At 66.8% G+C, this 21,588-nt stretch carries 23 protein-coding genes and 1 pseudogene; 17 read left to right on the forward strand and 7 right to left on the reverse strand.

Going from position 1 to position 21,588, the window contains the following annotated elements; genetic code table 11:
- Positions 1–165: 165 nt before the first annotated feature.
- From ACIBCN_RS26830 to ACIBCN_RS26840, 3 genes are all read left to right on the forward strand, one after another.
- The gene (locus tag ACIBCN_RS26830; protein WP_396994792.1) at positions 166–603 is read left to right on the forward strand and encodes a GtrA family protein; all 438 of its coding nucleotides are present in this window, start codon (positions 166–168) and stop codon (positions 601–603) included.
- Between the two features lie 34 nt (positions 604–637).
- Complete coding sequence (locus tag ACIBCN_RS26835; RefSeq protein ID WP_396994437.1) at positions 638–1,024, forward strand: VOC family protein; 387 nt, start codon at positions 638–640, stop codon at positions 1,022–1,024.
- Between the two features lie 103 nt (positions 1,025–1,127).
- Complete coding sequence (locus ACIBCN_RS26840; protein ID WP_396994438.1) at positions 1,128–1,844, forward strand: hypothetical protein; 717 nt, start codon at positions 1,128–1,130, stop codon at positions 1,842–1,844.
- Between the two features lie 296 nt (positions 1,845–2,140).
- Here the strand turns inward: ACIBCN_RS26840 and ACIBCN_RS26845 are convergent, their stop codons facing one another.
- Positions 2,141–3,100, reverse strand: a complete 960-nt coding sequence (locus ACIBCN_RS26845; protein WP_396994439.1) for a zinc-binding dehydrogenase — start codon at positions 3,098–3,100, stop codon at positions 2,141–2,143.
- A 94-nt stretch (positions 3,101–3,194) separates the two neighbouring features.
- Here ACIBCN_RS26845 and ACIBCN_RS26850 point away from each other — a divergent pair, with 94 nt between their 5' ends.
- Positions 3,195–3,821, forward strand: coding sequence for a TetR/AcrR family transcriptional regulator (locus ACIBCN_RS26850; RefSeq protein ID WP_396994440.1), 627 nt, complete (start codon positions 3,195–3,197; stop codon positions 3,819–3,821).
- On the opposite strand, the gene ACIBCN_RS26855 is transcribed toward ACIBCN_RS26850, so the two are convergent.
- Positions 3,807–5,072 (reverse strand): FAD-dependent oxidoreductase, encoded by a 1,266-nt coding sequence (locus ACIBCN_RS26855; RefSeq protein ID WP_396994441.1) that lies wholly within the window; start codon positions 5,070–5,072, stop codon positions 3,807–3,809. The genes ACIBCN_RS26850 and ACIBCN_RS26855 overlap by 15 nt on opposite strands.
- Positions 5,073–5,142: 70 nt before the next feature.
- Here ACIBCN_RS26855 and ACIBCN_RS26860 point away from each other — a divergent pair, with 70 nt between their 5' ends.
- Positions 5,143–5,700 (forward strand): TetR/AcrR family transcriptional regulator C-terminal domain-containing protein, encoded by a 558-nt coding sequence (locus ACIBCN_RS26860; RefSeq protein WP_396994442.1) that lies wholly within the window; start codon positions 5,143–5,145, stop codon positions 5,698–5,700.
- 9 nt (positions 5,701–5,709) lie between these two features.
- Here ACIBCN_RS26860 and ACIBCN_RS26865 read toward each other — a convergent pair whose 3' ends face one another.
- On the reverse strand, positions 5,710–6,318 hold the full coding sequence (locus tag ACIBCN_RS26865) for a TetR/AcrR family transcriptional regulator (protein ID WP_396994443.1): 609 nt from the start codon (positions 6,316–6,318) through the stop codon (positions 5,710–5,712).
- A 157-nt stretch (positions 6,319–6,475) separates the two neighbouring features.
- Between ACIBCN_RS26865 and abc-f the strand changes: the two genes are divergently transcribed.
- The 3 genes from abc-f to ACIBCN_RS26880 all read left to right on the forward strand — a co-directional run bounded on the left by abc-f (position 6,476) and on the right by ACIBCN_RS26880 (position 9,956).
- Positions 6,476–8,083, forward strand: coding sequence for a ribosomal protection-like ABC-F family protein (gene abc-f, locus ACIBCN_RS26870; RefSeq protein WP_396994444.1), 1,608 nt, complete (start codon positions 6,476–6,478; stop codon positions 8,081–8,083).
- 80 nt (positions 8,084–8,163) lie between these two features.
- Positions 8,164–8,769, forward strand: coding sequence for a CatB-related O-acetyltransferase (locus ACIBCN_RS26875; RefSeq protein WP_396994793.1), 606 nt, complete (start codon positions 8,164–8,166; stop codon positions 8,767–8,769).
- A complete protein-coding gene (locus tag ACIBCN_RS26880) occupies positions 8,766–9,956 on the forward strand; it encodes a macrolide family glycosyltransferase (RefSeq protein WP_396994445.1) in 1,191 nt (396 codons plus the stop codon). Before ACIBCN_RS26875 ends, ACIBCN_RS26880 begins: the two co-directional genes overlap by 4 nt.
- Positions 9,957–10,100: 144 nt before the next feature.
- Here ACIBCN_RS26880 and ACIBCN_RS26885 read toward each other — a convergent pair whose 3' ends face one another.
- Complete coding sequence (locus tag ACIBCN_RS26885; protein WP_396994446.1) at positions 10,101–10,544, reverse strand: MarR family winged helix-turn-helix transcriptional regulator; 444 nt, start codon at positions 10,542–10,544, stop codon at positions 10,101–10,103.
- A gap of 138 nt (positions 10,545–10,682) precedes the next feature.
- Here ACIBCN_RS26885 and ACIBCN_RS26890 point away from each other — a divergent pair, with 138 nt between their 5' ends.
- A complete protein-coding gene (locus ACIBCN_RS26890; RefSeq protein WP_396994794.1) occupies positions 10,683–11,411 on the forward strand; it encodes a dienelactone hydrolase family protein in 729 nt (242 codons plus the stop codon).
- Positions 11,412–11,433: 22 nt separating this feature from the next.
- A complete protein-coding gene (locus ACIBCN_RS26895) occupies positions 11,434–12,201 on the forward strand; it encodes a hypothetical protein (protein ID WP_396994447.1) in 768 nt (255 codons plus the stop codon).
- A gap of 112 nt (positions 12,202–12,313) precedes the next feature.
- Here ACIBCN_RS26895 and ACIBCN_RS26900 read toward each other — a convergent pair whose 3' ends face one another.
- Positions 12,314–12,724, reverse strand: a complete 411-nt coding sequence (locus ACIBCN_RS26900) for a hypothetical protein (protein WP_396994449.1) — start codon at positions 12,722–12,724, stop codon at positions 12,314–12,316.
- A gap of 303 nt (positions 12,725–13,027) precedes the next feature.
- Here ACIBCN_RS26900 and efeU point away from each other — a divergent pair, with 303 nt between their 5' ends.
- Genes efeU through efeB form a run of 3 tightly spaced genes read left to right on the forward strand, consistent with a single transcriptional unit; the run spans position 13,028 to position 16,342 of the window.
- A complete protein-coding gene (efeU, locus tag ACIBCN_RS26905) occupies positions 13,028–13,927 on the forward strand; it encodes an iron uptake transporter permease EfeU (protein ID WP_396994450.1) in 900 nt (299 codons plus the stop codon).
- 20 nt (positions 13,928–13,947) lie between these two features.
- Positions 13,948–15,081, forward strand: a complete 1,134-nt coding sequence (efeO, locus tag ACIBCN_RS26910; protein ID WP_396994451.1) for an iron uptake system protein EfeO — start codon at positions 13,948–13,950, stop codon at positions 15,079–15,081.
- On the forward strand, positions 15,065–16,342 hold the full coding sequence (gene efeB / locus ACIBCN_RS26915) for an iron uptake transporter deferrochelatase/peroxidase subunit (RefSeq protein ID WP_396994452.1): 1,278 nt from the start codon (positions 15,065–15,067) through the stop codon (positions 16,340–16,342). Before efeO ends, efeB begins: the two co-directional genes overlap by 17 nt.
- A gap of 28 nt (positions 16,343–16,370) precedes the next feature.
- Here the strand turns inward: efeB and ACIBCN_RS26920 are convergent, their stop codons facing one another.
- Entirely contained in the window at positions 16,371–17,399 is a 1,029-nt protein-coding gene (locus ACIBCN_RS26920) for a serine hydrolase domain-containing protein (RefSeq protein ID WP_396994453.1), read from the reverse strand.
- A gap of 299 nt (positions 17,400–17,698) precedes the next feature.
- On the opposite strand from ACIBCN_RS26920, the gene ACIBCN_RS26925 reads away from it, so the two are divergent.
- Both ACIBCN_RS26925 and ACIBCN_RS26930 read left to right on the forward strand, forming a co-directional pair.
- On the forward strand, positions 17,699–18,136 hold the full coding sequence (locus ACIBCN_RS26925; RefSeq protein WP_396994454.1) for a heme-binding protein: 438 nt from the start codon (positions 17,699–17,701) through the stop codon (positions 18,134–18,136).
- A gap of 440 nt (positions 18,137–18,576) precedes the next feature.
- Positions 18,577–18,930: pseudogene (locus tag ACIBCN_RS26930) on the forward strand (hypothetical protein); the annotation flags it as partial.
- Between the two features lie 82 nt (positions 18,931–19,012).
- On the opposite strand, the gene ACIBCN_RS26935 reads toward ACIBCN_RS26930, so the two are convergent.
- Positions 19,013–19,879: an MBL fold metallo-hydrolase gene (locus ACIBCN_RS26935; RefSeq protein WP_396994455.1), complete on the reverse strand. Its 867-nt coding sequence runs from the start codon at positions 19,877–19,879 to the stop codon at positions 19,013–19,015.
- Positions 19,880–19,996: 117 nt separating this feature from the next.
- Here ACIBCN_RS26935 and ACIBCN_RS26940 point away from each other — a divergent pair, with 117 nt between their 5' ends.
- Both ACIBCN_RS26940 and ACIBCN_RS26945 read left to right on the forward strand, forming a co-directional pair.
- The gene (locus ACIBCN_RS26940) at positions 19,997–20,203 is read left to right on the forward strand and encodes a hypothetical protein (RefSeq protein WP_396994456.1); all 207 of its coding nucleotides are present in this window, start codon (positions 19,997–19,999) and stop codon (positions 20,201–20,203) included.
- Positions 20,190–21,560, forward strand: a complete 1,371-nt coding sequence (locus tag ACIBCN_RS26945; RefSeq protein WP_396994457.1) for an amidase — start codon at positions 20,190–20,192, stop codon at positions 21,558–21,560. Before ACIBCN_RS26940 ends, ACIBCN_RS26945 begins: the two co-directional genes overlap by 14 nt.
- Positions 21,561–21,588: the final 28 nt, after the last annotated feature.

Here is a 21,588-nt window from a genome sequence, read left to right on the forward strand (position 1 = left end):
ACCGAGACGACGTCATGTCAGGGCGTGTCAGTTCGGTGACAGAGCGGTGTAAGCCGAGATGGCGACAGTAGTCCCGTGAACAGCACAGCATTCGCCGGTTCCGGTCTACGGAACGCATACGGAGACGAGACGCTCTTCGATGGCATCGATCTCGGTGCCTACCCGATGCTGCGCGCGGAATGGCTCGACCGATTCGCCCGCGTGCGGCGGTATCTGCGCGGCGATCACGCCTTCGCCCAGCTGATCCGCTTCGCTCTGGTCGGCGGCGCCAGCAATATCGCCTACGTGCTGCTGTTCATGGCGATGAGCGGGGTCGGCTCGCTCGTCGCCAACGCCGCGGGCTCGATCGTCAGCACGGTGATCGCGAACGAACTGCATCGCCAGCTCACCTTCCGCGCGGCCGGCCGGGTCGGTTGGTTCACCGCGCAATGGGAAGGCGGCGGGCTCGCCTTGATCGGCCTGTTGATCAGCACGGCAGCGCTGGGCGGTCTCGCGTTCTGGGCGCCCGGACTCGGCGAGATCGCCCAGGCGGGCGCCGTGCTCGCCATCATGGCGGCGGTCGGCGGTATGCGCTTCGTGGCACTGCGCGGCTTCGTCTTCTGAAAAGATCATCGAGACACTCGACTGGGAGGTTTTGATGGCCAGTAAATTCACCGAGCTCGCGATCGACTGCGCCGATCCCGTCGGCCTCGCCCAATTCTGGTGCGCGGTCCTCGATTACGAGGTGCGAGACGAAGAAGAAGGACTCGTCACCATCGGCTCCCCATCCATGCCGGAAGGCAGTGACCGCCCCGGCCCGGTGCCGCCCCTCTTGACCTTCGCCCGCGTGCCCGAAGGCAAAACCGTCAAGAACAGAGTCCACCTGGACATCAACCCGACCGACCGAGAGCAAGACGAAGAAGTCCGCCGCCTCCTCGAACTCGGTGCCCGACATACCGATATCGGCCAAGGTGAACATAGCTGGGTCGTCCTCGCCGACCCAGAAGGCAACGAATTCTGCGTCCTCGCAACCCGCCGCCCCTGATCCGGCCACCTTCGAATTCGGTTACCCGCGTTGAATGTTCGGCAATATCCGGCTTGTAGCATCGTCGAGATCGAAGTATCTCCGGGTTTGCTATAGAGGATGTATGACCCGCACTACGCCGCCGCGCCCGGTCGATCCCGTGGCCGTCTTCCCCGAGCTGGCAGCTCTGGCCCGCACCGCGACTCGCCTGCACCCGCGTCCGGGAACGCCGTCACCGCACGACAGTTCGATCGGCGGGCCACTGCTGTGGCCGGCGGACGAGCCGTGGCCGCATTGTTCCGGTGACGACCACGACCCATTGATGTTCCCTGCGGTGTCGTTGCTGGACGCAACGCTGCAGCGGCGGATACGCGTGGCAAGTAAGCACAGGGCGTACACGGATGAGGAGCGCGCGATCCTCGCCGGAATCGAGGAGCTCGACGAGCCCGAAGAGCCGATCGCGATGCTGCCGGTCGCCCAGTTGTACCTCCGCGACGTGCCTGGTTTGCGACCGCCCGAAGGGGCGGACCTGCTGCAAGTGTTGTGGTGCCCCTTCGAACACGATGATGTGATGCCGAAGACCGCACTGTTCTGGCGGTCCGCCGCGGCGGTCACCGACCCGCTGCTCGACCCGCCGGAACCGGCGTCGGTGGCCAGCTCGGATTACGTACCCGCACCGTGCGTGCTCGACCCGGAGCAGGTGATCGAATATCCGAGCTCGCTGGAGGTCGAGGACATGCTGCGCCAACGACTGCACCAGTGGACCATGGCCCAGCTGCCCAGCTGCCCGGCGTCGAGTTCGGCGGTCTCGGTGACGACGATCAGCCGTACCGCTCCCTGAGTATCGCGCCAGGCTGGAAGGTCGGCGGCTGGATCAACTGGGGTTTGCACGATCCGTTCCCGAACCCCTGCCCCACCTGCGGCACCCCAACCGAGCCTCTACTGACAATCGCCAGCACCGAGTGGCACCCCGACATCACCCATTGGATCCCAGTCGAAGACCAGCCCACCCTCTCGAACACCCCAACCCAGATCCGTATCGCCGACTTGAACCGCCAGATCATCCGAGTCTGCCCCGCATCCCCCAACCACCCCCACATACAGATGATGCAGTGAACCCACGGTGTGTCGCGTTGGCTAACTCTGCGGGGGAGTGAGGGCGATTCGGCCGAAAACCTCGCCGGCTTCTATTTTTTGGTGGGCGAGGACGGCCTGGTCGAGGGGAAGTACCTCGTGTACAACCGCTTTCAGGTCGCCGTGGTCGGCGGCGGTGAAGAGGGCGGTGGTTGCGGCGGCTCGGTCGGGTAGGGAGATGGTGTCGGCGCTGAAGGTGGCGAAGGACATGGACTTCTGGAAGGCCGCGATCATCGGGGTGGCGAAGTCGGCGGGTGGGACGCCTGCCATTACGCCGACGGCCACCATGCGACCGTTCGGCGCGAGTTTGGTGAAGAACGACGGCAGGTCCGCGCCTGCGACGATATCGATGATGACGTCGTAGCTAGCGGGAGCGTCCATGTCGCCTTGGCCTAGCCGGTCGAGTACGTGCGTCGCGCCGAGTGTGCGGAGGCGATCGCCACGTTCGGCCGACGAGGTGGTGACCGCGACGGCGCCGGCACCGTCGCGGGCGGCGAGTTGGACTGCCATGACGCCGATGCCGCCGGCCGCGCCGCGCACCAGCACCGACTCGCCGGGAGCGAAATGGGCGTGGCGCAAAGCGAAGTGGGCCACCATGGCGGAACTGCCGAGGGTTACCGCGTCGACGGACGACAGGCCCGCTGGCACGGGGACGAGCGTCGCGGCCGTGGCGATGGCGTGCTCCGCGTAGCCGCCGTGCTCGCCGGTGAACCCCCACACGCGCTGGCCGACCCACGCGGCGTCGACATCGTCGCCTACCGCGGCGACCGTGCCGGCCACCTCGCTGCCGAGGATGCGCCCGGCCGTGGATCCGTAGGCGGCCAGTGCGCCGCTTCGGATCAGGGCGTCGAGGCCGCCGACGCCGATCGCCTCGGTCGTGATCAGCACCTCTCCGGCGCCCGGCCGTGGGACGGGCAGGTCGACGATCGTGAGGGCCTCTGGACCGCCGAACGTGTGAACCATTACTGCTTTCACTGGTGTCTCCGTGTTCTTTTCGATCGGAACCAACCAGCGGACCGTAACGGACGCCTCCGTCCGTTTAGCTAAAGTGAGAGTGGTGACCGCCCATTTGTCTCACCCCCTGCGTTCGGACGCCCGGGACAACCGCGAACGCATCCTCGACGCGGCCCGCGCGGTGTTCGTCGCCGAGGGCCTCGACGTGCCGATCCGGGAGATCGCTCGTCGCGCCGGCGTCGGGCCCGCCACCCTCTACCGTCATTTCCCGACCAAGGAGTCGCTGGTCGCCGAGGCGTTCACCGATCAGATGATGGCCTGCCGGTCCATCGTGGACGAAGGGCTCGCCGATCCGGATGCCTGGCACGGCTTCTGCCGCGCGGTCGAGAATCTGTGTGAGCTGCTGGCCCGCGACCACGGCTTCAGCGCGGCCTTCATGTCCGCTTTCCCGCACGCGATGGACTTCGCCGCGATCCGCACCTCCTCGCTGACCGGCGCCGCCGAACTCATCCGCCGCGCCAAGGACGCCGGCCGCCTGCGCCCCGAGATCGTCCTGGACGACCTCCTCTTGATGATCATGGCCAACAACGGCATTCAGGCGAGCACACCGGCGGCGCGCATCGCGGCGTCCCGGCGTTTCGCCGCGCTCATGATCCAAGCGTTCCAAGCCTCGCCGGAGTCCGCGCCGCTGCCGCCGGTACCACGATTGCTTCCGTTACCGCCCCGGTGATCGCGTCGCGTCGGCGAGTTCCGGGTATTCGGGCAGCGCCCACGCACCGCCACGGTCCTCTTTCGACCGCCGCGCGACGAGCTCGGGGATGTGCAGCGAGCAGGCCAAGGTCGTGAGGGTGTGGAAGGCGTCGATGCCGAGTTGGTGCGTCGGCATGCCGAGCCGCAGCAGGCGCGGTTTCACGGTGGCCTGGATCTCGTCGACGAACGGCCGCAGCGTGCTGTCGTAGTTCGTCAGGGCGCCGGACAGGTCATGCGGGCGCCGGTTGATCTCACCCGCCAGGACGTACGCGCCGGCCAGCGCGCCGGAAACGCCCATGCCGCTGTAGGGGGATGCGCAGTGCGCGGCATCGCCGACCAGGACAACGCGGTCCTTGGACCAGGTGTCCGTGCGTACTTGCAGCACCTCCTGGGAGTAGAAGCTCTTGGTCGTTGCCATGCCGTCGAGGAACCGATCGGTCTGCCAGCCCGCGTCGCGGAACTTGTCGGTCCAGAACTGCTTCTGGCGTTCGACCGGCTCGCGGTGGATGGCCGAGGCCTCCTCGGAGGTTTCCCGCAGCACGAAATACACCTGGGTCTCGGCCGGATTGTGGCTGCGGCGCATGATCATTCGGCCGCGCGGGGCGTGGTAGGTGTCGCGGATGTTGCCGTCGGAGGCGATGCGCGGAATGAACCAGTAGGCCATGTGGATGCCCACCGGCCAGTACGGGTCGAGGGAACCGTACGGCAGGATGGCTCGACGGATTCGCGAACCTTGCCCGTCCGCGCCGACCAGCAGGTCGAATTCGCCGGAGGTGCCGTCGGAGAAGTGGGTGAGAACTCGGTCGGCGTCCTGCTGGAAGCTGTCCACGCTCGTGCCGAAGACGTAGTTCACGTCGCTGCTCGCCGCGTCGTGCAGGAGGCGCACCAGGTCGCCGCGCATGATCTCGTACTCCGAGGTCAGCGTCTGCCGTCCTTGGCCGGAGGTGTTGGCCATGATCGTCCCGCGCGCCTTGCCGCGCGCATCCACGAATGAGACGCCCGCCTCGTCGACGAGGTTGCTCCGGACGACCTCGAGCAGGCCCATCCGCTCGATGGCGTCGACGCCCTGGCCGCGCAGGTCGACCTGCGCGCCGGTGGCGCGGAGCGCGGGAAAACGTTCGACGACGGTGACCTGGTGACCGCCTCTGGCGAGCCAGAACGCCAGCGCCTGTCCGGCGATCCCGCCGCCGCAGATGAGGACTCTCAACGATGCTGTTGAGTCGATTGCCATGTCTTCCACCTTTTCTATCGGTGATAGGTTCGTCTTTTACATGATTGCCTATCGCTGATAGATTGTCAATGTGGCCAAGCTGAACCGGGACAATGTGATCGCCGAGGCGCTCGATCTGCTGGACGAGGTCGGCCTGGATGCCGTCAGCACGCGGCAGCTGGCGAGGCGACTGAACGTCGAGCAGCCGTCGCTCTACTACCACTTCCGCAAGAAGGAGGATCTGCTCGCCGCGATGGCCGAGGCGGCGATGATTCCCCATGCGACCGAACCACTACCGACGCCCGCCGATGACTGGCGTGAGTGGTTCCTGGAGAACATGCGCAGTTTCCGGCGAACGCTGCTGATGCGTCGCGACGGGGCACGGCTGCACGCCGGGACTCGGCCCAGGTCGGCCGACCTGGATCGGATCGCGCAGAAGATGGCGTTTCTGATCGCATCCGGTGTGCCGGAGCGGGACGCGCAGATGGCGATGCTGGCTGCGGGGCGCTACACGGTCGGCGCCGTGCTCGAGGAACAGGCGGACGCGGAACTCGGTCACGGCGCGGACGACCTGCCGGAGCTGGATCCTGAGTCGGCGTTCGAGGCGGGGCTGGCGCTCATCGTGGCCGGTTTGGCCCGAAAGGTGTAGCGCGCGTGGTCAGTTGGTGAACGCGCCGGAGCGTGCGGCGAGCGCGGCGCCGGCGGCCGCTTGATCGGGGAGTCGCGGGTCGGGTGGGGTGCGCAGCAGAACCAGCTGGTGATAGATCGGTGCGGTAGCGGCGATCAGCAGGGCACGCGCGTCGACGCCGGGCGGGAGCTCGCCGCGCTGGATCGCTCGCTGAATGACGATCTCGCTCTGCGTATATCGGTCTTCCCATAATCGCCGCAGCGCCCGGGCGGCCTCCTCGGAGCGGAACGAGACCGCGATCAGCGCCGCGGCGAAGGACGGTTCCTCGGTCAGCGAATCCTGGATCTCCTGGTTGAGCGCGGCCAGATCGCCGCGCAGGGAACCGGTGTCGCGGGGGTGCCAGTCGATATCGCTCGCCGCGTCGAAGACGTCGGTGATCAGGCCGCCGACATCGTGCCAGCGGCGATACACCGTGGTGCGGTGCACGCCCGCGCGGGCGGCGACCGTATCGACGGTGAGTGCGTCGTACCCGTGCTCGGTCAGCTCCGCGCGGACCGCGTCCAGGACTTGGTCGCGGATGCGGGCGGTTCGGCCACCGGGGCGGGGCGTCGGGCCAGGTGAAACGGGTGAGGAACTCATTCTCGGCATTCCGGTTGCTCGAAGGGGGCAAGCTGTGACACTATGCTAATGCAACAACCGTCGCACTAGTGAGGTAGGTCGATGCTCAACCGAAGTGTTCACCCGGTCCTGTGGTCCCCGATGACCATGTCCTCCTCGAATGCTTCGGAGTGTGCATATGCCAACCCAGATCACCGCGCTCGCGGTCAGCAAGTCCTACAACGGCAGGCGTGTGCTCGATGAGGTGACGTGTTCGCTCGCCGCGGGCGAGCGCACCGGCATCGTCGGCGAAAACGGATCCGGCAAGACCACCCTGCTCCGGCTGCTCGCCGGGCGGGAACAGCCCGATCACGGCGAGATCGTCGTCCAGGCCGACGGCGGCGTCGGCTACCTCACTCAGGACGAACAACTCCCGCCGCACATGACCGTCCAGCAGGTCATCGACCGGGCGCTGCGCGAACTACGCGCGATCGAACTGCGGCTGCGCCGCCTCGAGGACGCGATGGCCGCGGGCGATGAGTCGGGCCTGGCCGAATACGGCGAGCTGACAACCACTTTCGAGTTTCGTGGTGGCTACGACGCCGACGCTCGGGTGGAACGGGCGCTGCACGGCCTCGGCTTGGGTCTGGTGGACCGCGACCGCACGGTCGACGGGCTGTCCGGCGGCGAGCAGGTCCGGCTGCGCCTGGCCGCGGTGCTGGCGGCGGGCACCGAGGTGCTGTTGCTGGACGAGCCGACCAACCATCTCGACGACGACGCCCTGACCTGGTTGGAAGACCACCTGCGTGCCCGTCGCGGCACGACGGTGACGGTCTCGCACGACCGGGTTTTCCTCGAGCGGGTCGCGACCAGTCTGCTCGAGGTCGACGCGGACCGGCAGCGAGTTATCCGCTACGGCAACGGTTATGCGGGATTCCTGACCGAGAAGGCGGCGGCGCGGCAGCGGTGGGCGCAGGCGCACGCGCAATGGCAAGCCGACGCCGATCGGCTGCGCGAGGTCGCCGCCACCACCGCCCGCGATGTCGCGCCGGGCCGGGCGATGAAGGACAACAACAAGATGGCCTACGACCGGGCCGGGGGACGGGTGCAGCAGTCGCTGGCCAGCCGGGTCCGCAATGCCGAGGAACGGCTGCGTCGGCTGCTCGCCGACCCGGTGCCACCGCCGCCGGAACCGCTGCGGTTCGCTGCTACGATGCGGGCCGGGCGGGCGCGGGGCAGCGTGCTCGACGCCACCGACATCGCGGTCGAGGGCAGGCTCGATCGGACGAGTGTCACGCTCAATACGGGCGACCGCTTGCTGATCACCGGCCAGAACGGTGCGGGTAAATCGACGTTGCTGCGCGTGCTGGCAGGCACGCTCGCTCTGGACAGCGGCTACGTAACACGCAGTGGCACAGTCGGTTACCTCGCGCAGGAGCCGCGGCCGGCCGGCCAAGGCGAGACGTTGCTTGCCGCCTTCGCCCGCGGTCGCGGGGGAGCAGCCGCCGAGCACGCCGAACGATTGTCCGCGCTCGGCCTGTTCAGCCGTGCCCAGTTCACGACGCGCGTCGAGAACCTGTCCACCGGGCAGCGGCAGCGACTTGCCTTGGCGCGGTTGGTTACCGAGCCCGTCGATGTGCTGTTGCTCGACGAGCCCACCAACCACCTGTCGCCCGGTCTGGTCGAAGAGCTGGAAACCGCGCTGGCCGAATACCGCGGCGCTCTCGTCATTGTCAGCCATGATCGCCGGCTGCGTGCCCGCTGGCGGGGCGCTCGCCTCGACCTGCGCGCGTCGGCGACCGTCTGATACCCGAAAAACCAACGCAACGAAGGAGATTCGCTGTGCCCAAGGATTCCGTTCCCGCCGACCCGACCGTGCTGCACCCCATGGCCGGCCAGCCGCGCGTAGTGCAGTTGAAGCCGCTGATCACCTCGCCCCTGATCGAGGTGGGGGAGTACTCCTACTACGACGACCCGGACGACCCGACCGCGTTCGAAACCCGAAACGTGCTGTACCACTATGGCCCCGAGAAGCTGGTCATCGGAAAGTTCTGCGCGCTCGGCACCGGAACGCGGTTCATCATGAACGGCGCCAACCATCGCATGGACGGCCCGTCGACCTTCCCGTTCCCCACCATGGGCGGCTCGTGGTCGAACCACTTCGACCTGCTCACCGGCCTGCCCAGCCGGGGCGACACCGTCGTCGGCAACGACGTCTGGTTCGGCAACGGTGTGACGGTGATGCCCGGCGTGCGGATTGGTCACGGCGCGATCATCAGCACCGGTTCCGTCGTCACCGGCGACGTGCCCGATTACGGCATCGTCGGCGGTAATCCGGCCCGTCTGATCCGAACCCGCTACGACGACAAGGACATTGCCCGGCTACTGGCAGTGGCCTGGTGGGACTGGCCCGTCGAACACCTCACCGAACACATACGGACGATCATGTCGGGCACCATCGCCGACCTCGAAGCCGCCGCCGACCTGAAATGAGCGACACCGCAATGCCTTTACGTCGTACCCACATCGCGATGGCCGGCATTCCCATCGTCAGCCACGTCCTGCCGAGTCTCGCGCTCATCCGTGAACTGGTGGCGCGTGGCCATCGCGTGACCTACGCCAACGACCCGGTGGTCGGCGACCTGATCACCGCGGCCGGCGCGGAATTGGTTCCGTGTACCGCCATTTTGCCGGTGGCCGACAACAACTGGCCCGCCGATCCTGTCGAGACCATGAATCTATTCCTGGACAACGCGATTCAATCACTCCCGCAGCTGCGCGCCGCCTACGATCACGACCCCGCCGACCTCTATCTCTACGACGTCGGCGCTTATGCCGGGCGGGCACTCGCCGAGGCGCAGAGCCGCCCGATCGTCCAGCTGTCGCCAACCTTCGTGGCCTGGAAGGGCTATGACCAGGAGGTGGCAGCGCAGATTCGGCAGCTGCCCGGGGCTGACGCCTACCGGGAGAAGTTCGCGCGGTGGCTCATCGAGAGCAACGCGGCCACCCGGGAGGTGGACGCGTTCTCCGGCATGCCCGACCGTGCTCTGGCCTTGATACCCAAGGCGATGCAACCGCACGCCGACCAAACCGACTCCGGCACAGTGACATTCGTCGGTCCGTGCTTCGGCACTCGCGAATCAGAGGAAGGATGGACGCGCCCGGCGGATGCGGAGAACGTCTTGCTGATCTCCCTCGGCTCGGCCTACACCCGCCAGCTGGAGTTCTACCGCCAGTGCCTGCGCGCCTTCGGTGATCTGCCCGGCTGGCACGTCGTGCTGCAGATCGGAAAGTACACCGACCCAACCGAACTCGGCGACATCCCGGCCAATGTCGAAGTGCACTCCTGGGTTCCGCAGCGGGCGATTCTGGAGCAGGCGGACGCCTTCGTCACCCACGCGGGCATGGGCGGCTGCGGCGAAGGGCTGCTGGCAGGCGTCCCGATGATCGCGGTGCCGCAGGGCGCCGAGCAGTTCATGAACGCGGACCGGCTCGTCGAGTTGGGTGTGGCTCGCCGCATCGACACTCAGAACGCGACAGCTCAGAACCTGAGAAAGGCCCTGCAGGAATTGATCGCGGATCCAGCGGTGGCCCGCTGCTCGGCACAACTGTGCGCGGACACAGCGGCCGAGGGCGGCACCACGCGAGCCGCCGACCTGATCGAGAACATGCTGAGCTGAGCATTACCGGGTCCGGCAATCGCGACCTAAATCGATATCTGCCGTTGAATATCGAGCAGCTGCCAGCATCCACCCGTCCGCCGTTCCGCAGCACGAGTATCGAATACTCGAAGTTTCCGGAACGGACTACCTGGTTGCCGGCCGTTACTGGGGGCTGTCGTGATGGTCGACGAGCTGAGTGAGCAACTCGGCCAGCTGTTTGCGTTGCGTCGCGGTGAGCGGGGACAGCAATTCGCGTTGCAGGCCGGCCAATACGGTATCGAGTTCGCGCAGCCGCGCGGTGCCGGATGTGGTCAGTGTGATGACGTTGCGCCGATGGTCGTCGAGGTCGGGCACTCGGTGGGCATAGCCGTCGCGCTCGAGCTCGTTGAGTACCGCGACCATGTCGCTGCGGTAAATGCCGGTGCGCCTGCTCATTTCGGCCTGGCTGGCCGGTCCCGCGTCGGCCAGCGTGGCCAGGACCGCGTAGTGCCACTTGCGCGCGCCGATCCGCGCCAGACCTTCGGACACCAGTCGATCGCCATGAGTCGCCGCCTGACTCAACAACCGGCTGGGCAGTGCGCGCAATCGCGGTGACGTCGTGGTCATGCGGGAAGCATACCTACTTGCGTTAGTGCGACTAACGATCTACCGTCGTTTGTGTCATAACTGTTTATCTCACTAACGATGTGACATCAGCCCAAGGAAGGAAGACCCACTATTTCCACCGACACCAGGACACTGCAGATTCCCACCGCGGACGGCCAGGCCGACGCTTTCGCCGCCTGCCCCGACGACGGCGAGCGGCACCCGGGAGTGCTGCTGTACATGGACGTCTTCGGCGTGCGACCCGTGCTCGAGCAACGGGCCCGCGAACTGGCCGAGCACGGCTACTACGTGCTCGTCCCCAACCTCCTCTACCGGGACGGCCCGGCACCTCTGGTCGAGCTTCCCGAGCACATCACCCACGAGATTCGGCCCGCGGTCGCGGCCCAGTTGATCCCGCTGGTCATGGCGCACACCGCCGAACGCGTCCTGCGCGATGCCGACGCCTACCTCGAATTCCTCGCGGCTCAGCCCGAGGTCGGCACCGGACCGGTCGCCGTGATCGGCTACTGCCTCGGCGGCGTCTTGGCGATGCGCACCGCGGCCGCCTACCCCGACCGCGTGGCCGCCGTCGCCGGATTCCACCCCGGCGCCCTGGTCACCGACGCACCCGACAGCCCACACCACCTCATCCCCGAACTTCCCGCGCACACCCACCTCGGCCTCGCCGAAAACGACATGCCGTCCGAGTCGGTCGACGAGCTCAACCGAGCCCTTGATGCTGCGGGATTCGACAACGCCGCCGAGATCTACCCCGACACCGTGCACGGCTTCACCATGTCCGATACCGACGCCTTCGATCCCGCGGCGCTGCAACGTCACTGGGACCGCCTGCTTCCCCTTCTCGGCCGAGCCCTGGTGAACCGCTGAGCCCTGGGTACGCTTGCCCACTGTGACCTGGACTGTTGCGGATCGAGAGCTGGTTTCGTGGCTCGGCACGCCCGACACCGATGTCGGGTGGTGCGGGTACGAGATCGACGCGCGGCCCGACGCGGCGTGGCTGTTGCACGCGATGTACGAGCACGAGTCGGGCGCAACGGAACTCACCTACGACGAGCGGTGGCAGCGGCGACTGGCGGCCGGACTCGCGCAACCGACGGCCATCAACGGCGTCAACCTCGACGCCAAGGCGTCAGTGCCCGGCAACGACCTGGGCCGATCCGAGCATCCCGGTCCGGGCTGGCGGAGGTTGCGCTGGACCGAACTCGCGGCTCGGGTGGGTGAGCCGGTCGTCGAAGAGGGGAAGTATCCCAGCTTCAGCAGCCTGTCCGGCGCACGCCCGGGCGGGAGCTGGCGGGTGAGCATTCGCCCGCCCGCCGAGGGTTCCCTCGACCGGGAGTCGTGGCTGGCGATGATCGAGGTGCTGACCGCGTGGTCTCCTGGCGGCGTGGACACGCCATGCATCGCCTATTTCGGCCCTGGCGCCAGCGGCGAGTTCGACTCCGGCGTCACCGTCTCGGGCCCGCTAGGCGACGCCGCGGACCTGTACGACCACCCGAGCGGCCACGGCTCGCCCTCCAACATGTGGGCCGCCGACCGATCCTGGATCACCTGGTCCGATTGGGACCTCTGCGGAACGAAGGTGGCAGGCCCCACCGAGCTGACCGAGGCACTGCGAGCCGCACCAGACCTCGAAGCGGTGCGTCTGCCCTGGTGCTGACACCGTCATCGGATTTTCGCGAATCCCCCACGCCGAGTCGGATCCGCGGTGTATCTTGGCTGTTCGAGGCCCCCGAACTGTTTTGGTTCGGGGGCCATCGCCATTTGAGCGGTCAGTCCCACGCGTAGAAGACGATCCGCCGGGTGCTGGTGCCGGCCAGGATGCCGGTGGGGTCGCGGAGTTCGGCGACCCCCGCGTTCTGCTCGGTGTGGCTGGCGAAGAACGGTGCGTTGTCGGGGCGGACGGTGAGTGGGTGCTGTCGCCACCGCGTTTCACCGTCGCAGGTCACCGGCGAGTTGATCACCGACCCGGTGGCCGTCGGCTGGCCGGGCTTGACCGCGGTGAGATGAATGGTCAGGGTCCATCCCTTTTGTCCCTTTGGGCATTGCACATCGATGTAGGCGTTGGCTTGTCCGGCGGACACATAACTGTCGTCGTGGAGCCAGACCGCGCCGGTCGGCGCGGCGGGCATCGGCATTGCCCCGAGGAAGCCGGCTACCAATAGCGCGGTCACAAAAGTCATCGAGCCCTCCAGCGTCACCGTGCGACAAGCGCCGCGTCGCGCCTCAATTGTCAGGCAAGACAACCAATTTCATGACGACGCCCGTTTCCCCAGTTGGCCCTTCCTTGTTGGGACCGTCGCGGTGCCGGGTCCTGGTGGCGGCCGAGACGTTTCCCCAGTCCGTCGGGCGGGTGCGCCGGATCGTGGACCGAGTCACCCGTCAACCTTCCCGGACCGGGTTTCGAAACTGCCGATCTGCGTGCAACACTAGGTTTGCCTTGCCGAACTGTGGTTAGGCTGGGTTTGGTTCGACTGGGAGTGGATGTGAGAGAACAGGCGTTTGCTTCCGGCGCACCTTCGGTCGCCGCTCAATTGTTCGGCAGCGGCTTGATCGGGGTGCGTGAGGGGCTCGAAACCGGAATCGTGGTCATGATTTTGGTGGCCTTTCTGGTGAAGTCGCAGCGCCGCGAGTCGTTGAAGTGGGTCGCGGTGGGGGTGGGTGCTGCCGTCGCCATGGTCGTCGCGATCTTCGTCGGCATCCGCTACGGCACCTCCACGGTCACCGGCATCGCCGCGGAGCTGATCGCCGGGCTCGCGTCGCTGGCCGCGGTGGTGATCGTGACGTGGATGGTGTTGTGGATGCGGACGGCGTCCCGGTCCATCTCCGGAGATCTGAAGGTGGGCCTGTCGCACGCGCTCGATGTCGGTCCGGTCGCGGTGGTGTCGCTGGCCTTTCTCGCGGTCGGCCGGGAGGGCGTGGAGACCGCGCTGTTGATGGTCGGATACGCCGAGAACACCGCGGGCAGTCAATGGCCCTTGATCGGTTTGCTGCTAGGGATTGCCGTCGCCGCCGTGCTGACCGTGCTGATGTACCTGGGCGCCGTCCGGATCAATTTCGCCACCTTCTTCAAATACACCGGTGTGCTGTTGATCGTGGTCGCCGCCGGGATTCTCGCCTACGGCATCCGGGCGTTGCAGACCGCGGACTGGCTGCCGGGATTGGCCCGCAACGCCTTCGACATTTCGTCGTGGTTCTCGATGTCGAGTTGGTACGGCACGGTCGCGCAGGGCATCTTCAACTTCCGCGCCGACCCGACCGTGCTCCAGGTACTCGCCTGGCTCCTCTACGTCGTCGTGGTGTTGTTCCTGTTCCTGCGCCCGGTGTCCGCCGCGAGAGCGCACCAGCCGACTCGTTCCACGACAGATACCGCGGCCAAGCCGTGACAACGAAAGGTCCACTCTCCGTGCGTTTCTCCATATTCCCGATCGCGGTCGCGGTGGCAGTTCCCGCGTTGTTGGTGTCGTGCACCAGCAAGACCGACACCGCGGCGGCAGGCGATATCGCGGTCACCGCCGACGACTCCACCTGCGCGGTGGCCAAGGATTCGGCCGACACCGGCACCGTGACCTTCCGGATCGCCAACAACGGGACCAAGGTCACCGAGTTCTACGTCTACGGCACCGGCGAACGCGTCATCGGTGAGATCGAGAACATCGGCCCCGGCCTCACTCGTCAATTGATCGTGTCGGTACCCGAGCCGGGCAAGTACCAGACCGCGTGCAAGCCGGGCATGGTCGGCGACGGAATCCGGCACGATTTCACCGTGACCGGCGAGGCGCAAAAGCGTGACGAGACCGGCAAACTCGCCGACGCGGCCGACGGCTACAAGCGCTACCTGCAGAGTCAGCTGACCGCGCTGCAGGAGACCACGAAATCGTTTGTCGCCGCGATCAAAGCCGGCGATATCGAGTCGGCCAAGAAGCAGTACCCGGTGACCCGCACCTATTACGAGCGCATCGAACCGGTCGCCGAGAGCTTCCCCAACGATCTGGACCCGCGTTTGGATCTGCGTGAAGCCGATGTCGCCGCGGGCGACAAATGGACCGGATTCCACCGGCTGGAGAAGGATCTGTGGAGGCAGGGTCTGCAGCCCGACACCAACCAGCTTGCCGACCAGCTTCTTTCCGATATCGGCGAACTCGTCGCCGGGGTGAACGCGGCGGGCTACGCCGTCGATCCGGTCCAGGTCGCCGGCGGTGCGCAGGGTCTGCTCGACGAAATCGCGCGCACGAAGATCACCGGCGAGGAAGACACGTTCTCGCACACCGATCTCTGGGATTTCCAGGCCAACGTCGACGGTTCGCAGGCGGCGATCGCGAGCCTGCGCCCGATCCTCGACGAGCGCAACCCCGAGCTCGGCGCCCAGATCGACCGGCGCTTCGCCGAACTCGACAGCGAGCTGGCCAAGTACCGGCAGGGCGACGGGCATGTCAGTTACGAGACGGTCAACAACGATCAGCGCGCCGCACTCGCGCGCCAGATCGACGCGCTGTCCGCGGTCGTGAGTCAGGTGCAGGGCGTTGTCGCGGGATCGTGAGACCGCGGGTCGCGGCGGCATCTCGCGCCGCGGCCTGATCGGATCAGCGGGTATCGGCGTCGCGGCGGCCGGGGCCGGGGTGCTGGCCGGGCGGATGTCGAGTCCGGCCTCGGCGGCCACCGCCTCCGGCTCGGTGCCGTTCCGCGGTACCAACCAGGCAGGCATCGTCACCGCCGCGCAGGACCGGCTGCATTTCGCGGTGTTCGACGTGCACACGCAATCGCGCGCCGAGCTGATCGATCTGCTGAAGACCTGGACGCTGATGGCGGAGCGGATGACCTCCGGGCGCGAGGCCGCGCACAACGGCGCCATCGGTGCCGGCGCGTACAAACCGCCGACCGATACCGGTGAGGCGCTCGATCTGTCGCCCTCGCGGCTCACGCTGACGATCGGGTTCGGTCCGTCGCTGTTCACCACCGCCGACGGCGTCGACCGGTTCGGGATCGCGGCGCGTAAACCGAAGGCGCTCACCGATCTGCCGAAGTTCACCGGCGACGCCCTCGAACCGGCGCGCAGTGGCGGCGAGATCGCCATCCAGGCCTGCGCGGATGACCCGCAGGTCGCGGTGCACGCGATCCGCAACCTCGCGCGCGTCGGTTTCGGCGCGGTGTCGGTGCGCTGGTCGCAGCTCGGTTTCGGTCGTACCTCCTCGACCTCCACCAGTCAGACGACGGCGCGAAACCTGCTGGGGTTCAAGGACGGAACGCGAAACATCAAGGCCGAGGATCACGACACCGTCAACAAATTCGTCTGGGTCGATCGCGGCGACGACCAAGCATGGATGGCAGGCGGCTCGTATCTGGTGACCCGCCGGATCCGCATGCTGATCGAGCCATGGGATCGCACCACCTTGCACGAGCAGGAACGGGTGATCGGCCGCACCAAGGGCACCGGGGCGCCCATGGGCGGCGCGGACGAGTTCGATGAACTCGATCTGCAGTCGGCGGGACCGTCCGGGCCGCTCGTCGATGCCAACGCCCACGTTCGCTTGGCCTCGGCCGAAGAACTCGGCGGCATCCAAATCCTGCGCCGCGGCTACAACTTCACCGACGGCTCCGACGGTTTCGGCCACCTCGACGCCGGACTGTTCTTCATTGCCTACTGCCGCAACCCGCAAACCCAGTTCGTGCCGATGCAGGAAAAGCTCGCCCGCAACGACGCCCTCAACGAATACATCAAGCACGTCGGTTCAGCGGTGTTCGCGGTCCCGCCGGGGCTCGGCGCCGACGACTACTGGGGATCGACGTTGTTCACAGCCTGACCTCCAGCCCCGGCCCTTGACGTTGTTGTCAGGTGATAGGGCAGAGGGCGGTGTCGACGAGCTGGTTGATGTGCTGGGTGGGTTCGGGGGTGTTGGGGACCTGGTTGGTGATGATGGTGACGGAGCGGCCGTCGGTGGTTGCGCCGCCGCGGGTTTCGAAGCCGTCGATGTCGCCGCCGTGGCCCCAGCTGTCTTTGCCGCACGGGAGTCGGTGGTAGAGCAGGCCTAGGCCGTAGGCCGCGTCGGAGTCTGGAACGCCAAGGGGGACCGTGGTTTTCATCGCTGCCAGCTCGGCGGGTGGCAGCAGGGTTCCGTCCAGGAGAGCGGTGAAGAAACGATTGAGGTCCGCGCCGCTCGAGACCATCGCTCCCGCCGCGCCTGCCGAGGTGACGTTCTGGCTGGTGTAGTCGATCAGTTTGCCGTCGATCTCGCTGTAGCCGAGGGGATGCGGGCCGCGGATGTCGGTTTCGTCGGGGTTCGGGTAGTAGGTGTCGGATAGGCCGAGGGGCTCGATGATGCGGTGGGTGATCTCCGCGCCGAGCGAGCTCGCGGTGATCTTTTCGATGATCATTCCCGCGAGTGCGTAATTGGTGTTGGAATAGGCCCACTGTGCGCCCGGTGCGAAATCGGCGGGCGCGGTGAGGGCGTTGCGCACGACCTCCGTCATATCTGTTATCCCCCAACGCACTTGTTCGTCGTGGGTCTCGATCTGTCCCGGCTTGGGAGGCACGCCGAACTCGGCCGCGTACTCCGGGATTCCGCTGGTGTGCTGCAACAGGTTTCGGATCGTGATCTGATTCCCGTCGATGCCTGGCCCGTGCACAACGCCCGGCAGATAGCGTGCTACCGGCGCATCCAGCTCAGCCTTGCCTTCGGCCACCAGCTGTAGCATGACCGTTGCCACGAATGTTTTTGTGTTGCTGGCAATCCGGACCCGCGCCTGGTCCGGGAAGGGTGTGCCCTGTTCGACGTTGCCCGCACCGGCGGTCGCGGTCCACGCCCGGCCGCCATCGGTGATCACGATCTGGGCGCCGGGCAGATGGTCGACCGAGATCAAATTGTTCAGGGCCGCAGTGATTTTCGCCCGTCCGGTATCGGCGGCGGGCTCGGCGCGATCGGTTCCTGTCGAACTGCAAGATGTGGCCAAGAGGCCGGCCAGTACTCCCGTAGCCACGGTGGCGGCCAACGATCGATCACATACCCTGATGTGCAAGGTGATTCCCTTCTGCTGCGGACTCGATCACGTTATGGGTCGTCGGGGCATCCCTGCTATCCGGCAGACACCCTTCTTTCCGGTAGTGCTGGCCCCACCCTGGCGTCCTCTGTCGCAAGGTCTGTTCCGCTAGATTCGAGCTCATGAGCGAGACCCCTCGACTACCCGGACTGACCTTGGCCGATGCCGACTGGCTGGTGGCGTCCGCGCTGGAGGTCGCCGCAGAGCGCGGTTTCCCGCCGTTGGCCGTGGCCGTCCTCGACGTGAGTGGTGCGGCGATCGTCTTACGCCGCGCCGACGGTGGCATGCCGATGACCAGCCGGATCGCTGTTGCCAAGGCCCGCACCGCATTATTGGCATTGCAGCCATCGGGGCAAATCGCTTTGCCGGGCGCGATCGTCGACAGCATCCAACACCTCAACGGCGGCGACTTCATCCCCTTCGCCGGCGGCATCCTGATCACCGATGACGGCGTGGTGCTCGGCGCCGCGGGCGCTTCCGGCGCTCACGCCACCGAAGACGAGGGCGCCGTGCAAACCGCAGTGCATCGGTGGCACGAATACCGCTCTCGCACACAGTAATCCGTGCCTTTCAATGGCGCGTGCGGTGCCTGGGCCGCGGACGCCTGGTCTCGTCGCCGGTCGCCGCCGCCATCGACCAAGCCGAATTCGAGTTCGGCTCGGTCGATTCGCCGACCTTTGTCCCCGAAGGATCGGGAGACACACCGCTGCGGGCTGGTAATACGTCACGGCGAGCGCGCCCACCGGGAGACTTGTCTGCGCGATTGCATCCGCTGATCGCCCGGCGACACCAATGACCGGCAAGGGGTTCGTGGTTTTCGAGAGAGGCGGGAATGATGAAACGTGTACTGGCAGTCCTGATCGGGATGGTCGCCATTTGCGGTGCGGCAGCCTGTTCGGACGATTCGACACCGGCACCGAGCACCACCACACCGAAGGCGACGACCACCACCTCGGCGGCACCGACCACCCCCATCACCACGACGGTGGCGCCACCACCGCCCACCAGCCAGCAACAGCGCGGTGCCGACGGCTCCACCAACAACAACCTGAGCCCGGAATACTGTGCCAAGAACCAGGATCCGGGTTGCCCGCAGGGCAGCTACATCGGTCCCGATGCCATCCAGAACCCCAACGGTGACGGCACCTGGGTGCCCTGCGAAGGCACAATCTGCACCAATCCCAATCATGGCGCCGGCCCCGAAACCACCCCGCCGCCGGTCGAGACCCCCTCGACGACCCCGCAAAACTCGACACCGGTCGAAGGTGCCCCCTGTGAAGGCGACGGCCGCTGGGTTCACCTCACCGGTGGCGACGCCGCCCACTACGGCACCGAATGGCTCTGCAGGCACTGACCTTTACCTCGCACCAACTCGGCCGGACCCCGAGGCGCAATGGTGGCGGGCGCACCGCGAACCGCCACCATCCGCCGACCTTTCAAGCCGGGATGAGCCGGTAGGCACCCTCGTCGCTGACGACGAAACCTGTGGTGGGCGGCGGGAAGTGCGTGCCGAGCAGGAGAGTGCTTGTGCCGGTGAGGGATTGGAGCAGGGCGCGGCGGGAGGTCTCGGCGCGGCGTGGGTCGATGTCGACGCAGCTGCCGATGGTGGGGTCGGCGAATTGGACGGGATGGTGGATGCAGTCGCCGGTGATCAGCGCGGCGCTGCCGAGTTGGACGGCGAGGTGTCCGGGTGTGTGGCCGGGAGTGGGGAGTAGGCGCAGGCCTGGTGCTACCTCCAGGCCCGAGTCGGGAACGTCGAGGATGTCGAGGAGCCCGGCGTCGTTGATCGGGTGGATGGAATCGTCGAACATCTGCCGGCGGGGCTCGTCCATGTCGTAGTCGGCCCAGAACTGCCATTCGGTGCGCGAGGTGAGATATCGGGCGTTGGGGAAGGTCGGAATCCAGCTGTCGTTGTGCCACTGGGTGTTCCAGCCGACGTGGTCGGTGTGCAGGTGGGTGAGTACGACGAGATCGATGGACTCCGGTGCGTATCCTGCCGAGTCGAGACGCTGAAGGTAGTCGGTGTCGAGCTTGTTCCAGGCAGGGTTCGCGCGCGCCTTGCCGTTGCCGATGCCGGTGTCGACGAGAACCCGCAACCCGCCGATCGTCACGGCGAAGGTGTGACTGTTCATGTTCAAAATGCCGTCTTTGTCGGCGAAATCTGGTTGCAGCCAAGGGTTTTCGGCTACCAGCTCGGGGGTGGCGGCGGGGAGTAGCCAGGCGCCGGTGGGTCGTGGCAGCGCGACCTCATCGATGCGGTGGATGGTGAGGTCGCCAATTGTCCAGGAGGGGGATGCGGTCATCGGCGTTCCTTTTCGACGGTAAAAGCAATTGATTTGCGTTAAGTGACGGTAGCTCCTACTGTGGCGTTAACGCAAACCATTCGCGTTTAACGACACGTCCAACCGCTGAGGGGTTCCATGTCCACACGTCCACTCACCGCGCCCGAGGCGGCGCACTGGGCAGCCCGCGCCGGGCTGGAGCTACCGGTCGAGCGACACGCCGGTCTGGCGGCCGCCGTCGAGCACGTCCACTCCGTCGTTGCCCTCCTGCGGGAGCTCGACCTGACCGACATCGCGCCCGCTGCCGTCTACCGCGCGCGGGAGGACCACGATGAAACCGTATGAGCTGACGGCAACCGCGGCCTCGGCGGCGATCCGAGCCGGGGAGATCTCGCCCGTCGAATTGGTCGATTCGGTGCTCGACCGCATCGAGCAGGTGGAACCACGGTTGGGCGCCTACGTCGCGGTGACCGCGGACCAGGCCAGGAACGCGGCGCGCGCGGCCGAACACGAGATCGCCGCCGGACGTTCGCGAGGTCCGCTGCACGGAATACCCATGGGGCTCAAGGACCTGATCGATGTCGCCGGTCTCGCCACCACGGCCAGTTCGCGAGTCCGCGCCACCCACCGCGCGGAAGCCGACAGCGCTGTTGCCGCCCGTTTGGACGCCGCCGGAGCCATCCTGCTCGGCAAAACTCACACCCACGAATTCGCCTACGGCCTGATCACTCCGCAGACCCGCAACGCCACGGATCCGACTCGGGTCGCGGGTGGATCGAGCGGCGGTTCCGCCGTCGCCGTCGCGTCCGGCGCCGCGACCTTCGCGGTGGGCACCGACACCGGCGGGTCGATCCGGGTACCCGCGGCACTCAACGGCGTCGTCGGCATCAAGCCGACCTATGGCCGGGTGTCCCGGCACGGGGTGGTCCCGCTGTCGTGGTCGCTGGACCACGTCGGCCCGATCACCCGCACCGTCGCCGATGCGGGCTTGGTGCTGAACGCGTTGTCCGGGTACGACTCTCGCGATCCGGCCTCGGTTCCGACGCCCGCCGAGGACCGCCAGGAATCCGATCTGACCCGATTGCGGGTCGGCGTGCCGACCAACTACTACTTCGATCACGTCGATGCCGAGACCACGGCAGCGGTGCGGCGAGGCATCGAGCAGTTGCGAGATCTCGGCGCGCAGCTCGTCGACGTCGAAATCCCCATGACCCGCTACATCAAGGCCATCCAGTGGGGTCTGATGGTTCCGGAGGCCAGTTCCTATCACGAGCAAACCCTGCGTACGGCGGGCGAGCATTACGGCGACGACGTCCGCCTGTTCTTGGAAGCCGGTGAACTGCTGTCCGCGGGCGATTACCTGCGCGCCCAACGCGCGCGAACCATGATGCGCCGGGCCTGGGCCGACATGCTGGCCGAGGTGGATGTGCTTGCGGCACCGGCGGTTCCGATGACTGCGGTTCCGGCCGGGCAAGAAACAGTGACCTGGCCCGACGGCACCTCGGAAGCGGTCGCCGATGCCTACGTCCGGCTCGCCGCTCCGGCCAACATCACCGGCATCCCCGCGCTGTCGCTGCCGGTCGGCCAGGACCGCATGGGGCTGCCGATCGGCATGCAACTGCTGGGTCACCCGTTCGGCGAGGCCGCAGTGTTGCAAGCCGGGCGCGCCTACGAACAAGCTGCGGCCGTAGTCCCTGCTTGAGGCAACATATTTGCTTTAAGGTGAGAAG

The sequence above is a fragment of the Nocardia sp. NPDC051052 genome (assembly GCF_044456045.1).
Lineage (GTDB): Bacteria > Actinomycetota > Actinomycetes > Mycobacteriales > Mycobacteriaceae > Nocardia.